The 13,779-nt window shown below is 39.8% G+C and carries 17 protein-coding genes; 5 read left to right on the forward strand and 12 right to left on the reverse strand.

What is annotated here, in order from left to right; genetic code table 11:
- Nucleotides 1-260: 260 nt before the first annotated feature.
- Nucleotides 261-665, reverse strand: coding sequence for a hypothetical protein (locus tag QM818_RS08535; RefSeq protein WP_261086486.1), 405 nt, complete (start codon nucleotides 663-665; stop codon nucleotides 261-263).
- A 199-nt stretch (nucleotides 666-864) separates the two neighbouring features.
- Between QM818_RS08535 and coaA the strand changes: the two genes are divergently transcribed.
- The 3 genes from coaA (at nucleotide 865) to QM818_RS08550 (ending at nucleotide 2,666) form a co-directional block, all read left to right on the forward strand.
- Nucleotides 865-1,785, forward strand: coding sequence for a type I pantothenate kinase (coaA, locus tag QM818_RS08540; RefSeq protein ID WP_004258795.1), 921 nt, complete (start codon nucleotides 865-867; stop codon nucleotides 1,783-1,785).
- A 67-nt stretch (nucleotides 1,786-1,852) separates the two neighbouring features.
- Nucleotides 1,853-2,089 carry a 30S ribosomal protein S20 gene (gene rpsT, locus QM818_RS08545; protein WP_414300161.1) on the forward strand — a complete coding sequence of 79 codons (237 nt, stop codon included), beginning with the start codon at nucleotides 1,853-1,855 and terminating at the stop codon, nucleotides 2,087-2,089.
- Nucleotides 2,090-2,141: 52 nt separating this feature from the next.
- Complete coding sequence (locus QM818_RS08550; protein ID WP_414300162.1) at nucleotides 2,142-2,666, forward strand: DNA topology modulation protein; 525 nt, start codon at nucleotides 2,142-2,144, stop codon at nucleotides 2,664-2,666.
- 26 nt (nucleotides 2,667-2,692) lie between these two features.
- Here the strand turns inward: QM818_RS08550 and deoD are convergent, their stop codons facing one another.
- From deoD to rpiA, 6 genes are all read right to left on the reverse strand, one after another.
- On the reverse strand, nucleotides 2,693-3,403 hold the full coding sequence (deoD, locus tag QM818_RS08555) for a purine-nucleoside phosphorylase (protein ID WP_049524900.1): 711 nt from the start codon (nucleotides 3,401-3,403) through the stop codon (nucleotides 2,693-2,695).
- 558 nt (nucleotides 3,404-3,961) lie between these two features.
- Complete coding sequence (locus tag QM818_RS08560; protein WP_023946456.1) at nucleotides 3,962-5,245, reverse strand: chloride channel protein; 1,284 nt, start codon at nucleotides 5,243-5,245, stop codon at nucleotides 3,962-3,964.
- Nucleotides 5,246-5,247: 2 nt separating this feature from the next.
- The gene (locus QM818_RS08565) at nucleotides 5,248-6,057 is read right to left on the reverse strand and encodes a purine-nucleoside phosphorylase (protein ID WP_023946454.1); all 810 of its coding nucleotides are present in this window, start codon (nucleotides 6,055-6,057) and stop codon (nucleotides 5,248-5,250) included.
- Nucleotides 6,054-6,614, reverse strand: a complete 561-nt coding sequence (locus QM818_RS08570; RefSeq protein WP_414300163.1) for a DUF1697 domain-containing protein — start codon at nucleotides 6,612-6,614, stop codon at nucleotides 6,054-6,056. Before QM818_RS08570 ends, QM818_RS08565 begins: the two co-directional genes overlap by 4 nt.
- Before the next feature lies 1 nt (nucleotide 6,615).
- Complete coding sequence (locus QM818_RS08575; RefSeq protein WP_020902944.1) at nucleotides 6,616-7,827, reverse strand: phosphopentomutase; 1,212 nt, start codon at nucleotides 7,825-7,827, stop codon at nucleotides 6,616-6,618.
- 13 nt (nucleotides 7,828-7,840) lie between these two features.
- Complete coding sequence (gene rpiA, locus QM818_RS08580) at nucleotides 7,841-8,524, reverse strand: ribose-5-phosphate isomerase RpiA (RefSeq protein WP_414300164.1); 684 nt, start codon at nucleotides 8,522-8,524, stop codon at nucleotides 7,841-7,843.
- A 231-nt stretch (nucleotides 8,525-8,755) separates the two neighbouring features.
- On the opposite strand from rpiA, the gene QM818_RS08585 reads away from it, so the two are divergent.
- Entirely contained in the window at nucleotides 8,756-8,941 is a 186-nt protein-coding gene (locus QM818_RS08585; protein WP_001068557.1) for a hypothetical protein, read from the forward strand.
- A gap of 24 nt (nucleotides 8,942-8,965) precedes the next feature.
- On the opposite strand, the gene QM818_RS08590 is transcribed toward QM818_RS08585, so the two are convergent.
- The 5 genes from QM818_RS08590 to QM818_RS08610 form a co-directional block, all read right to left on the reverse strand.
- A complete protein-coding gene (locus QM818_RS08590; RefSeq protein ID WP_261081352.1) occupies nucleotides 8,966-9,817 on the reverse strand; it encodes an NAD(P)H-hydrate dehydratase in 852 nt (283 codons plus the stop codon).
- Nucleotides 9,818-9,831: 14 nt separating this feature from the next.
- Nucleotides 9,832-10,653 carry a phosphate ABC transporter ATPase gene (locus QM818_RS08595; RefSeq protein ID WP_414300165.1) on the reverse strand — a complete coding sequence of 274 codons (822 nt, stop codon included), beginning with the start codon at nucleotides 10,651-10,653 and terminating at the stop codon, nucleotides 9,832-9,834.
- A gap of 129 nt (nucleotides 10,654-10,782) precedes the next feature.
- On the reverse strand, nucleotides 10,783-11,640 hold the full coding sequence (locus tag QM818_RS08600) for a bifunctional methylenetetrahydrofolate dehydrogenase/methenyltetrahydrofolate cyclohydrolase (protein ID WP_043901704.1): 858 nt from the start codon (nucleotides 11,638-11,640) through the stop codon (nucleotides 10,783-10,785).
- 177 nt (nucleotides 11,641-11,817) lie between these two features.
- Nucleotides 11,818-12,552, reverse strand: a complete 735-nt coding sequence (locus QM818_RS08605) for an amino acid ABC transporter ATP-binding protein (protein WP_004256549.1) — start codon at nucleotides 12,550-12,552, stop codon at nucleotides 11,818-11,820.
- On the reverse strand, nucleotides 12,552-13,235 hold the full coding sequence (locus tag QM818_RS08610) for an amino acid ABC transporter permease (protein WP_004256547.1): 684 nt from the start codon (nucleotides 13,233-13,235) through the stop codon (nucleotides 12,552-12,554). The genes QM818_RS08605 and QM818_RS08610 overlap by 1 nt, the downstream gene beginning before the upstream one ends.
- A 190-nt stretch (nucleotides 13,236-13,425) precedes the next feature.
- On the opposite strand from QM818_RS08610, the gene QM818_RS08615 reads away from it, so the two are divergent.
- Nucleotides 13,426-13,656, forward strand: coding sequence for a DUF1797 family protein (locus QM818_RS08615; RefSeq protein WP_000443570.1), 231 nt, complete (start codon nucleotides 13,426-13,428; stop codon nucleotides 13,654-13,656).
- Nucleotides 13,657-13,779: the final 123 nt, after the last annotated feature.

Here is a 13,779-nt window from a genome sequence, read left to right on the forward strand (position 1 = left end):
GTTTTCGGAACTTTGAAAACTTCAAAAAACGGATTTTTATCGCTCTCAACATCAAAAAAGAAAGGACGAAATTTGTCCTTTCTCGAGCTTAGCTTTTCTTCAACCCACTACAGTTGACAAAGAGCCAAGAAAGCTAGCCAAGAAGACATTTTCTTCAATCTCTTTCAACACTTATAAATAATAAGCCATTTAGAACTAGAAATATCATAATCAGGATAAAACAACAAATTTATCATCTATAATTAGGCTCATTTTTATGACTATTGCTTAACCTTCAGATACTTAATTATCAACAAAATTCCCAACAGGATGTTTAGATAAAAGCCCAACTGATACGTTTTTGTCAGGATTTCCAAACTTGTCCAAAGTCGGATTAAATCTTCTAGCGACATGCGGAAGAAATAACCCTCTGTAGCAATCCATAGAACTAAAAAGACATAACTACCAGCAGCAAGCCATTTCGTCCACCGTTTTTTTAGGAAGAAAGCAATCAAGAGCGAACAAAGAAAGACAACTGTTACAATGGCATGTTCCATCAAAAAAGTAAAACCGTAATAGATTTCCACAAAGCGTCTACCATTATCCGCATTCGCCCCTTTTATAAAAGGTAAGGCAAAACTTAAAATAAAACAGAGTTCCAATATGTAACGTTTTAAGATTTTCATAGTACACCTCCTATAAGTTGTGAACTAAAAAGCCCCCTTTATTAGCTTATAAATCAGCAGAAAGTAGTTCCTACTTCATCAATAAATTGTTCAACCCTATCTACTTCTATTATACGATATTGGTTTACTATCATCAAGAAACCGCTTTATTTTTTTAGCTTTTTATGGTATGATAAACAAAATATCTAGGGGAAAACAAATGACCAACGAATTTTTACATTTTGAAAAAATCAGCCGCCAGACTTGGCAATCTTTACATCGAAAGACAACACCTCCTTTGACAGAAGAGGAATTAGAATCTATCAAGAGTTTTAATGACCAGATTAGTCTACAGGATGTTACCGATGTCTATCTCCCCCTAGCCCATCTCATCCAGATTTACAAGCGTACCAAGGATGATTTAGCCTTTTCCAAAGGAATCTTCCTCCAACGTGAAAGTAAATCCCAACCTTTTATCATTGGAGTTTCTGGGAGTGTTGCCGTTGGAAAATCCACAACTAGCCGCCTACTACAAATCCTACTGTCCCGTACGCTTACAGATGCTACGGTTGAGTTAGTAACAACTGACGGCTTTCTCTATCCCAACCAGACCTTGATTGAACAAGGGATTTTAAATCGCAAGGGATTTCCTGAAAGCTATGATATGGAAGCTCTTCTTAACTTCCTGGACCACATCAAAAATGGACAAGATGTAGATATTCCTGTCTATTCTCATGAAGTCTACGACATCGTACCTGAGGAAAAGCAAAGCGTCAAAGCTGCTGATTTTGTCATTGTTGAGGGAATAAATGTCTTTCAAAATCCACAAAACGAGCGTCTCTACATTACTGACTTCTTTGACTTTTCCATCTATGTTGATGCTGCAGTTGATGACATCGAGAGTTGGTATCTGGACCGTTTCTTGAAGATGCTGAGCCTAGCCCAAAACGACCCTGATAGCTACTATTATCGTTTTACACAAATGCCGATTGGGGAAGTGGAATCCTTTGCCCATCAGGTCTGGACCAGTATCAATCTCACAAATCTACAAAATTATATTGAACCAACTAGAAATCGTGCAGAAGTGATTCTTCATAAAACAAAGAACCATGAAATCGATGAAATTTACTTAAAAAAATAATTTTCCCTTGTCAAAACGTAAGTTTTCAGATATAATGGTATAGTTAGTAAATATGGAGGTAAGAACATTGGCAAACATTAAATCAGCTATCAAACGCGCTGAATTGAACGTTAAACAAAACGAAAAGAACTCAGCTCAAAAATCAGCTATGCGTACTGCTATCAAAGCTTTCGAAGCAAACCCATCTGAAAAACTTTTCCGTGCTGCTAGCTCAGCTATCGATAAAGCAGAAACTAAAGGTTTGATTCACAAAAACAAAGCAAGCCGCGACAAAGCTCGTCTTTCAGCTAAACTTGCTAAATAAGAAACAGTCCATAGAGGCTGTTTTTTTGTCCTCAAATAGGAAAAGGTAGAAAATGAAAATCGCAATTATCGGATATTCTGGTGCTGGTAAGTCAACTCTAGCCGAAAAGTTGTCTCACTGCTACTCCATCCCCAAACTTCACATGGACACACTCCAATTTCAACCTGGTTGGCAAGACAGTGATCGTGAATGGATGTTGACCGAGATGGAAAATTTTCTCACAAAGCATGAAGCTTGGGTCATTGATGGGAATTATTCTTGGTGTTTCTATGAGGAAAGAATGCAGGATGCTGACCAAATCATCTTTCTCAATTTTTCTCGCTGGAATTGTCTGCTACGAGCCTTTAAACGATACCTCACATACCGAGGCAAGGTCAGAGAAAGTATGGCAGCTGGTTGTCAAGAACAATTTAATTGGGAGTTTATCAGATGGATTCTTTGGGACGGACGGAGCAAATCCGCCAAGGAACGCTACAAGTGGGGTCAAGAAACCTATCCAGATAAAGTTGTCATCCTCAGATCACAAAAGGAGATAGACCAATTTCTGGATAAGAAAAGGAAGTCCTCCAATTCATAAAGAAGGGCTTCCTTTTCTTGCTATAATTATTCTGCAATCAAAGTTTCTAATCCAACCTTCATCATATCGGTGAAGGTATTTTGACGTTCTTCTGCAGTTGTGTCTTCGTCAGGATTGACCAGGCTATCAGAGATGGTCATGATAGCTAGCGCATCAACATGGTATTGGGCAGCGAGATAGTAAAGCGCTGCTGCTTCCATTTCCACAGCCTTGACTCCCCATTTACCAAGTTCGATGTTCTTTTCAAAGTAGTTTGAGTAAAAGACATCAGAAGACAAAACGTTCCCAACGTGTGTGGTCATACCAAGTTCTTTGGCAATATGATAAGCCTTATCTAGCAAATCAAAACTAGCGATTTGTGGAAAATCGTACTGTGGCCAGTCATTACGGACGATGTTTGAGTTGGTTGCAGCTGCCTGCGCCAAAACTAATTCACGAACGTGAACATCTTCATTCAAAGAACCTGCAGTTCCCACACGGATCAATTTCTTCACACCGTAGTCTACGATCAACTCACGCGCATAAATCGAAATAGATGGCATCCCCATCCCAGTTCCCATGACAGATACACGGTGGCCCTTGTAAGTACCAGTGTAACCAAACATGTTACGCACTTCGTTAAAACAAACAGCATCTTCAAGGAAATTCTCCGCAATAAACTTAGCACGAAGAGGATCCCCAGGAAGAAGAATTTTATCAGCAATTTCACCCTGCTGAGCAGCAATATGGATAGACATAATATATGATACAAAGAGCGACAAGAAAACGACTGAAAATTAGGAATCTGACAACAAATCCTGATTTCTCAGTCAGATTATCTATTTTCCGAGTTTTCCGTTCGTGTTCAAATTAGAACACGCGCTCTACCTTTCTTTTTTTATTCTAAAATTTATAATCAGAAAGATATCAAACCCGTCAAAAAGCAAAGGGAAAATAGGAGTTGGGTGTAGTGAGCGATGCTCGCTAGACCAACTATCTTTTTCCCACTGCTTTTAGGGTGGGTTCAATTCCTTTCTTTCTTAATTTTGATGATATTGAGAAGATTAGAGCGGCTTCTATTCAAATCCGAACTCCCCTTCTCTTCTGAGTTTTTAGAAAAGTTTTCCGTTCGTGTTCAAATCAAAACACACGCTCTACCTTTCTTTTTTTATTTTTATATTTCATAGCTAGGAAAAATCGGATTCAACAATGACTCCGATAATCCTACTACATTTTTATTTAAAACAGTTATAAATAAATTGAGAGTTTTTTTAATCTTTTAAATCAAATCATTGACTAGAAGAAATGGGCATTTCCTACCTAATTACTCTATTATTTGACTTCTGACACAGTATGCTAGCACAAGGAAAGTGGTCTAACATTTTTGCAAATTCATAGGCTAAAACAGCTGTTACTAAGAGATACTGGAGAGAATCTATACCTAGCCCAGTGAAACCTATAACTAATCCAGTTGCAGACCAGGGAGCCCTCAAGGTCACAGACAAAAAGCAAACAGATCCCAAAAGCAAAATGCTTGGCTGGCTATCCCCACCTAGAATCATTCCAAAGAGAGCAGCTCCAGCCATCCCCAAGGCAAAAGATGGCGTAAGGGTACCACCATAGGCCCCTGCCCACAGAATAATAAGAACAACTAATGCTTTTAAGATAAACAAAAGGAATACTGTTTTGCCGTTGCTACCATTCAATACTTCCTGAGCCATCATACGTCCATTTCCAAGTAGATGTGGAAAATAACTTGCTAATCCAATAAGAAAAAGAAAAGCTGAGGGCAATGTGAGAAGTATTCGTTTATCTTTTATTCTGTTTGAAGACACTGCCTTACTTAAGCGACCAAAAAGCCAAGCCAGTGGGGTTAAGAAAAGAAGTAATAAGGGAATAATCCATATTTCCTTTAATGACCATGTGATAACTGGAATCTGGTAGAGAGCCTGATCTGAAATAACCAAGCCTGCTGTATAGGTTGACACATAGGTAGTCAAACCGACTAAGACAAATCGTTTAATAGATAGAGCAATTCCTAGGGTTTCAAAAACAAAGAAGACACTTGTTAATGGAATCTGATAGACAGCTGCTAAACCAGCACCAGCACCACAAGCAAGGAGAAAGATTTGATCCTTCTTAGAGAGAGAACATATTTTTCCAATTGGTCCTGCAAATAGAGTTCCAATTTCTCGTGGTGCAGCTTCTTTGCCAATAGGGGCTCCCCCTCCAACTGCAATGATCTGCCAAATTGAATGAAATAGCTGTCTTAAAAAATGAAGCTTGTATTGTGAAGTCTCATTCTTCATCTGAGCTTTGATGGAATAAATCTTAGACCCTTTTTGCAAGAAATACCAGACCAAGGATGAAGCAAGACCCACGATCATTAAACTTAGTCCTATCCGTAACGAGGAAACTCCATCTGTCAAAAATTCACTATGATGCTCTGACTGACCAAAAGCCAGCTCCTCCACCATCTCTAAAAGATAATGGAGAACTATACCAGATAAACCCGAAACTATTCCTTGCAGAATTACTGCTATGAATAATCTAAAATTATAAGGAATCTTTCGAAAAATACCCCTCAATTCTATTAACATGATTACAATTCAGCAAGAATCGCTTTAAGCAAGCCTTTGAAGTCGCCTTTAACACGTTCAGTCACTTCTACAACTTCTTCGTGGTTAAGTTCCTCTTGGAAACCTGCAGCATGGTTAGTAATACATGAAATACCGAGAACTTTCAAACCTGAGTGAGCTGCCACAATAACTTCAGGAACAGTCGACATACCAACTGCATCTGCTCCCAGTGTCTTATAAGCACGGATTTCTGCTGGTGTTTCATAAGTTGGACCAGTAACACCGATATAGACACCTTCATCAAGCTTGATACCAAGTTTTTTAGCCACTTCATGGGCAGTAGCACGATATTCTGGTGTGTATGCCTTAGACATATCTGGGAAACGTGGACCAAATTCATCCAAGTTTTCACCCATCAATGGATTTTGCCCCGTCATATTGATATGGTCTGAAATAGCCATCAAAGTACCAGGCCCATAACCAATACCACCAGCTGCATTGGTTACAATGACACCTTCACATCCGAGAACTTTCATGACACGAACTGGGAAAGTCACAACTTCCAGAGGATTTCCTTCGTAGAAATGGAAACGCCCTTGAAGAGCTAAAACCTTGCGACCTGCAAGTTCACCATATACTAATTTACCAGCGTGACCAACTACTGTAGAGCGGCCCCAGTTTGGAATCTCAGCATAGTCTACTACAACTGGATTTTCGATTTCTTCTGCCAATTCTCCAAGTCCTGATCCAAGGATTAGACCAAACTCGGGAGCTTGGATTCCCTTGTCTTTCAGGAAGGCAGCTGTTTCATTGATCTTATCTAAAAATGTCATTGTGTGTCTCCTTTATTATTTTTTAGCATTTGACCGATTTTGTCAAAGGTTTTTGCATTGCGAATGGTGATGTTGCGATAAAAAGGCATCTTGAGCAAGTACTTGTGATAGGCAGTTGCATAGTAGGATTCCTCAGAGAATTTCCCCCAGAAAATCCCAAGTCTTCCAAAATGAACGATTTCATCTTTCAATTCCAAACTTTCAACTGTCTCAATGACTTGAACAACATCCAATCCCTCAGTGTAAAAGAGGAAATCCTTTCGTGCCAAATCTTTGATCCACCAATCTGGCAGATTATTCAGCTCTTCTTCATAATCTTCCTGACTCAGCAAAGAAAAGCTCTGAATAAATGGATAATGGACTGCAAAGAAAGCCTCTAACTTTTCAATCAATCGGACTTTGGGATCTGTCGAAGTAAAGAAAATATTGCCACTGTTGATGTAGGTTTCAACTTTTTCCAGTCCCAACTCTGTCAGTTCTTGCCGAAGCTCCGCCATGACAACTTTATTTTTCCCACCGACATTAATGCCCCGAACAAGTAAAGCATAGCGCGTCATCTTATACCAATTTATCTAAGAAACTTTCCCCAATCATGGCAGTTTCAACACCAAAGTTATCGGCAATAGTCGCTGAGATATCTGCAAAATGTCCTACTGGAATGACACCATTTCCTTTAAAGGCAGGGCTGTAGGCCAACAATGGAATATATTCACGAGTGTGGTCTGTTCCTGCATACGTTGGGTCATTTCCATGGTCCGCAGTAATCAAGAGAAGGTCGTTCTCTCTCATGGCTGCGATAATTTCAGGCAAGCGTTCATCAAACTCATGCAAGCAATCACGGTAGCCGTGAGCATTACGACGGTGGCCGTAAAGGGCATCAAAGTCAACCAAGTTTGTGAATGAGAATCCTTTTTCAAACTCAGCAAGGCCCATGGTCTTCAATAGTGTATCAATTCCGTGGCTATTTGACTTGTTATGGCCCATGTCGTGGTTGATACCAGCACCGTTAAAGATATCGTTGATTTTACCAACAGCGTAAGTATCGATACCAGCCTCATTCAATTTATCCAAAACAGTCGGTGCAAATGGAGATACTGCCAAGTCACGACGGTTTGCTGTACGAGTGAAGTTACCTGGCTCACCAACATATGGACGGGCAATGATGCGACCAAGAAGGGCAGGACGCTCAAGGGTAATCGAACGAGCGTACTCACAGATACGGTACAATTCATCCAGAGGAATGATGTCTTCGTGGGCAGCAATTTGCAAAACAGGGTCAGCTGAAGTATAGATAATCAACTCCCCAGTTTCCATTTGACGTGGTCCAAAATCATCGATAACAGCTGTTCCTGAGTAAGGTTTATTAGCTTCACGAATAACCTTACGTCCTGAAAATTCTTCAATTTTTGTCAAGATTTCTTCTGGGAATCCATTCCAGAAAGTATCGAAAGGTTCTGTAATGTTAAGGCCCATGATTTCCCAGTGTCCAGTCATAGTATCCTTACCAAGAGATACTTCTTCCAATTTTGTTGCATATCCTGTTGGGTTGCTTTCAGCTGGTACAGTCTTAAGAGGAGTTTCGCGAGGAATATTTCCAAGACCGATTTTAGCCATGTTTGGCACATTCAAACCAACTGTTTTGGAAATGTGTCCCAGTGTGTCAGAGGCACCATCTGGAACCCCTGCATTGACAAAGTTATTGGCATCTGGTGCAGCACCGATTCCTACAGAATCTAGTACCACCAAGTGAATACGATTAAATTTTGACATAGTGTATCTCCTTCTATTTTCCTTTACTTGAAGTTAAAATCTGAACCCCATCTCGTCCAGCAACGATGACCTTATCCACCATTTGGTTGAATAAACCGTGCTCTACAACACCAACGACATGGTCCAATTCTTGTTCGAAAGCAATTGGATCTTCAATGACATCCAAGGCAAGGTCAATGATAAAATTCTGCATATCGGTCACAAAACGTTGGCCGTCTTTTTCACGGAAACTTGGTTTGTAGCCAGCTCGCTCAAAACGACGAAAGACCTGTTCTGCGCCATACTGAACCACTTCTACTGGCAATTTAAATGTACCTAGTTTGTCTACCAGCTTGCTTTCATCTACTACCCAAATGTATTCTTTTGAGGGCGTTGCTACAACCTTCTCCATGAGAAGGGCACCACCACCGCCTTTGATTCCGTTAAACTGGCTATCCACTTCATCCGCTCCATCAACCGTCACATCGACAACATCTACTTGGTCAATAGACTTGAGCGGGATCTTAAGCTCTTCAGCCTGTTTACTAGTCACACTAGAGGTCGTTACAGCTGTAATTCGTAGTCCTTCTTCCTTGATACGACGACCGATTTCTTCGACAAAATAATAGGCAGTCGAGCCAGTACCCAGCCCGACAACCATACCATCATTAACAAACTCAGCAGCCTTGATACCTGCCATTTTCTTCAGATTTTCCACTCAAACACCTCCATTAAAGAGCTATTTCTATTATAACATGTATCCGTTTTTATTTCATGGATACACTAGAAAAAACCGAACATTTTTATTTTTATGTCCACCTTGTTTTGGTAGTTAGAATCTTAGTTATGTGAACTTGTAGATAAAAACAGGTCCTAGCCAAAAGTAGCAACAGTTGATTTTTTATCATAAAGATGATTAAATAGTTAAGTACAGAAAAGGAGAAATAAGATGAACCCATTAGATTTGTTTAACCAAGTAAAAGAATTAATCGAAACAAAAGATTTCGAAGCTGCAAAAACATTTGTTGCAGAAAACCAAGACCAACTTGGAGAATACTTCTCTCAAGCTCAGCAGTTGATTTCTGGTTCTGAAGGTCTGGATGGCCTCGTTGGAAAGATTAAAGGATTTTTCTAAAAGATATAAAGGCGCCTGAAACCATCAGGTGCCTTTTTGAGATATTTTTTTCATTATTTTAGAAAGATAAGAGCTGATTTCCGTCGGCAAGACCACATAATGTTCTTGAGATAATTCTTGGGCTATTGCTGAATGAAGATGGGTTGCTACTGCCACACGCTCATAGAGACTGGCTTGTTTAAACTGGCCTGCAAATCCTGCAATTATCCCAGCCAGAGTATCTCCCATTCCCCCAGTCGCCTGATAGGGACCACCAACCTGTAACTGGTAATAATCAGACTGGCCAACTTCCCAAATACGAGTAGCTGGGCCTTTCTCCACCAAAATTATTCCTTGAGGAAAGGAAGTCAGGGCACTAGCCGTTGCATCTTCCTGTTGCTTTTCAATCGTAATTCCAGATAATTTTTCCCATTCTTTTTTGTGAGGAGTTAGGATAAGCTGGTTAGTCGGAAATGACAAACTTGTTCTAGCAAGAATGGTCAAGGCACCTCCGTCTACAATCAAAATCTGATTCTTTTTTAAGCTAGCAAAGACCTGTTTGACTAGATCTTCTCCAAAAGCATCGTCTCGTAAACCAGGCCCCAGCAAGACAACTTCTGCCTTCTCCAATTGCTCTGTTAACAATTGCTGGTCTTGAAGAGAAAAGGCCATAGCCTCAGGTAAATTACTGTGCAAAGCTGGGATATTTTCCCTATCTGTTCCAACAGTCACCAAACCAGCTCCACTTTTAACAGCTGCCAAAGCAGCCATGACGACAGCACCACCATAAGGATAAGTCCCACCAAGCAACAACAGACGGCCATAGTCTCCTTTATGACTGGTACGAGAACGTTCAATAATGACTTTTTCTAATAATGCTTGCTCAATCACTTTCATCGTTTTTTCCTCAACTATCCTTTATCTGATTGTTTTAAAACAACTTGATAGACTTTCTTAGTCCACTCTTCTAAGTCTTCTCCAGCATACTCAAGATAATGCACCCTATCTTGTATTTTAGTTGGAATAATATTTTCAAATTGGCTCTTATTATGAGTTGGAATAATACAAATATACAACTCACTAAATAAATTCAACATGTCCTTAATTTTTGCAACATGGTAGCCATCAAAAATATAACCAGTAACTTTAATCAAATCTGTATAGATAAAATGAAAACTCACTCCAGGAATAAACTTGTCTTGTAATTCTTTCTCTGAAGGAGCTCGACCTAATATACGCTCCATCGCTAATCGATAACCAGAACTTGTATTTGACCACCCTAACATGACATAGTCAAAATAATCTATCGGATCCGATGCAGCATTTCTACTATCCAAAACCAACTCCTCAGCATCTCGCCCAAAGGATCTCACATCAGATAAGAGCTGACCTGTTTTAAAGATAGAAATCGCTGCATCTATAGTCGTAGTATGACTACAGTAGTCTGAAGTCACTAACCTCTTATGTAGATCATAAGTCGAGGCTACTATTTTATCTGTAGGGGTAAATGGTGGCAGAAAGGGATGCTGAAAGATGTAATCTGAAATCTCTTTTTTTAAACAAGAATCAGCACACTCAATACTTGTTTGACGTTTATGAAGTTTTTCGTAAGCTATAAATTTAGCAATTTTTTCTAATTCCCATTCTTGAATATTTGGATAATCAATTAGTGCTAAGTAGTATATTCCATCCCATTGTAAACTATATTCCCCATTATAAATTTTTAAAATCATCTAATCACCTCACTCCATTATACAACAAAAAGGAGGCACAAACCTCCCTTTGTAATCTTATTTTTACAATTATTGTATGTCATTTTAGACATAGATATATAAAATACACTATCTTCAGCGAATTTTCTCTTATTTTCTATCCAATGTCCGAAGGGCTGCCTGATAGGTTTGCTCCATCAGCATGGTAATGGTCATAGGACCGACACCTCCAGGGACTGGAGTGATATGGCTAGCAAGTGGTGCAACAGCCTCATAATCCACATCCCCACAGAGCTTGCCATTTTCATCGCGATTCATCCCAACATCAATGACAACCGCACCTGGTTTGACAAAGTCAGGAGTCACAAATTTGGCACGGCCGATTGCTACTACAAGAATATCTGCTTTAGCAGCCACCTTGGCAAGATTATGAGTCCGTGAGTGGGTCAAAGTCACTGTCGCATTCTTTGCCAAAAGAAGCTGGGCCATAGGTTTTCCAACGATATTGGAACGACCAATGACGACCGCATTTTTACCTTCCAAGTCAATCCCATATTCATGAAACATTTCCATAATTCCTGCAGGTGTAGAAGGAATCATGACTGGATGACCAGACCAGAGACGTCCCATGTTTAGGGGATGGAAACCATCCACATCCTTTTCTGGATCAATGGCCAATAGAACCGCCTCTTCATCAATATGTTTTGGTAATGGTAACTGGACCAAAATTCCATGCCAAGCTGGATCTTGATTGTATTTGGCAATCAAGTCTAACAATTCCTCTTGAGTAATGGTATCTGGAACTCGCACAACTTCACTACGGAAACCAGCCGCAAGGGCTGACCTCTCCTTGTTACGAACATAGACTTGGCTTGCTGGATTATCCCCAACCAAAATCACTACCAAACCAGGTACTAAACCTGTCTCTTCCTTTAATTTTTCAGTCTTTTCAGCCAACTGTCCTTGTAACTTAGCTGCCAGAGCCTTCCCATCAATAATCTGTGTCATATCACTTCTCTTTTCTTTCAAATATCTTCCATTATACCAAAAACTGCTAATCCCCTCTAACACTTCTTTCCTAGGCTATCTTATAGTTTCAAACTATAAGAAAAAGCTCGGTTCGAGCTTTTCATTAATCTATATTTTATATGTAAAGTTGGCTACAAATAGCTAAACAAAGCTAACTTATAAAACCTTACTCAAGAAGTCTTTAGTCCGTTGTTCTTGAGTTTGTTCAAAAATCTGTTCAGGTGTTCCGTCTTCAACAACCACACCGTCTGCCATAAAGATGACACGGTCTGCCACCTCACGAGCAAATCCCATCTCATGTGTTACGATAACCATGGTCATTCCTGACTTGGCTAGGTCTTGCATAACAGCCAACACTTCACCTACCATTTCAGGGTCCAGGGCTGAAGTTGGCTCGTCAAAGAGCAAAACATCTGGTTCCATAGCTAAGCCACGCGCAATAGCAATCCGCTGTTGCTGGCCACCTGACAAACTCTGTGGATAAGCAGTTGCCTTATCTGGTAAGCCAACTTTTTCCAAAAGCTCCTTAGCTCTCTTCTCTGCAACTTCCTTACTTTCACCTTTGGTCTTGATAGGAGACAAGGTAATATTTTCCATCACAGTCATATTAGGAAAGAGATTAAATTGTTGGAAAACCATGCCCATCTTCTCACGCATGGCAAACAGGTCATTCTTCTTGTCCGTAATATCAACTCCCTCAAAGATAACCTTCCCTTTTGTTGCTTCTTCCAACAAATTCATAGAACGAAGCAAGGTAGATTTTCCGCTTCCTGAAGGACCAATGATAACGACAACTTCTCCTCTTTTAATCTCGAGGTTGATGCCCTTCAATACTTCATTCTTTCCAAAAGATTTATGTAAATTTTCAATTTTTATCAAGGTCTCTGTCATTATTTTTTATCTCCTTGTTCCATTCGTTTTTCAAAAGCTTTCAAGGCTACTGTCAAAATAGAGGTCATAATCAAGTAGTAAAAGGCTGCAAATAAAAGTGGTGTTAAAGGTAGATAGGTTGTTGTAGAAACTGTTGTAGCTCCATTCCACAACTCCATAACACCGATAGCTGATAAGAGGGAACTATCCTTGATAATAGTGATAAATTCGTTCCCCAATGCTGGCAAAATATTTTTGATAGCTTGTGGCAAAATCACATAGCGCATCGCATTTTTAGGACGAATCCCTAAAGAATAGGCCGCCTCTAACTGCCCCTTAGGAACCGCATTAATCCCAGCCCGAACAGTCTCAGAAACATAAGCACCACTGTTCATAGAAATAATCAAAATCCCTGGAATCAGACGAGAAAGGTCAACACCTAAAATCCCAACCTGAATAGTCGGAGCATTGATATGCATAAGAGCAAAGGCAATCATAATCTGAACCATCATTGGCGTCCCGCGGAAAATCCAAACGTACAAGTTGGCTAGCCAAACAAGCGGTTTAAACTTTGAACGTTGCCCAAAAGCCAAGACAACACCCAAAATAGTTCCCAAAAAGACAACACAGATAGAAATGAGAACCGTCACAACAGCCCCATAGTTAAAATAAGGTAAATACTTAGGTAAAAAAGAAAAATTCATAGTCACACTGCTTTCTAAAATAGAATACTGTATGATTATAACATCAATTGAATTAAAATTCAAATCTTTTGTCTAATTTATTCAAAAAAACTTTAAGCTAGTAGAATTAGCGAGAAATCTTAGTTTTTTCTAGGCAAGTTGGCCTCCTTTATGGTAAAATAGTAACGATAAGAAATGAAGGAGAATCAAAATGGAATCACATTTGGTTAGAATCATCAACCGCCTTGAAGCAATGGCAAAAGACGGCGGAAATTTAAAACGTAATTTTGAACGCGAAGGAGTTGTTGTTGCAGAAGTTGCATACAGTCACGACGAAGAAAACGGCTCAATCTTTACCCTTCGTGATGTCGAAGCTCGCGAAACTTATACGTTTGATAGCATTGACTTGATTGCAATGGAAATTTACGAACTTCTTTACTAATCATGACCACCCGTCAAACGGGTGGTTTGTCCCAGGGCTATAAGCCCAAATTACCAGCCAGCGCCTAAAGACGCTGGCTTTCACTTTGTTCAAGCCTTATTGCTCTTGACTCGTCACTTGCCT

Origin of the sequence: Streptococcus mitis, assembly GCF_047464035.1 — a bacterium.
Lineage (GTDB): Bacteria > Bacillota > Bacilli > Lactobacillales > Streptococcaceae > Streptococcus > Streptococcus mitis_DX.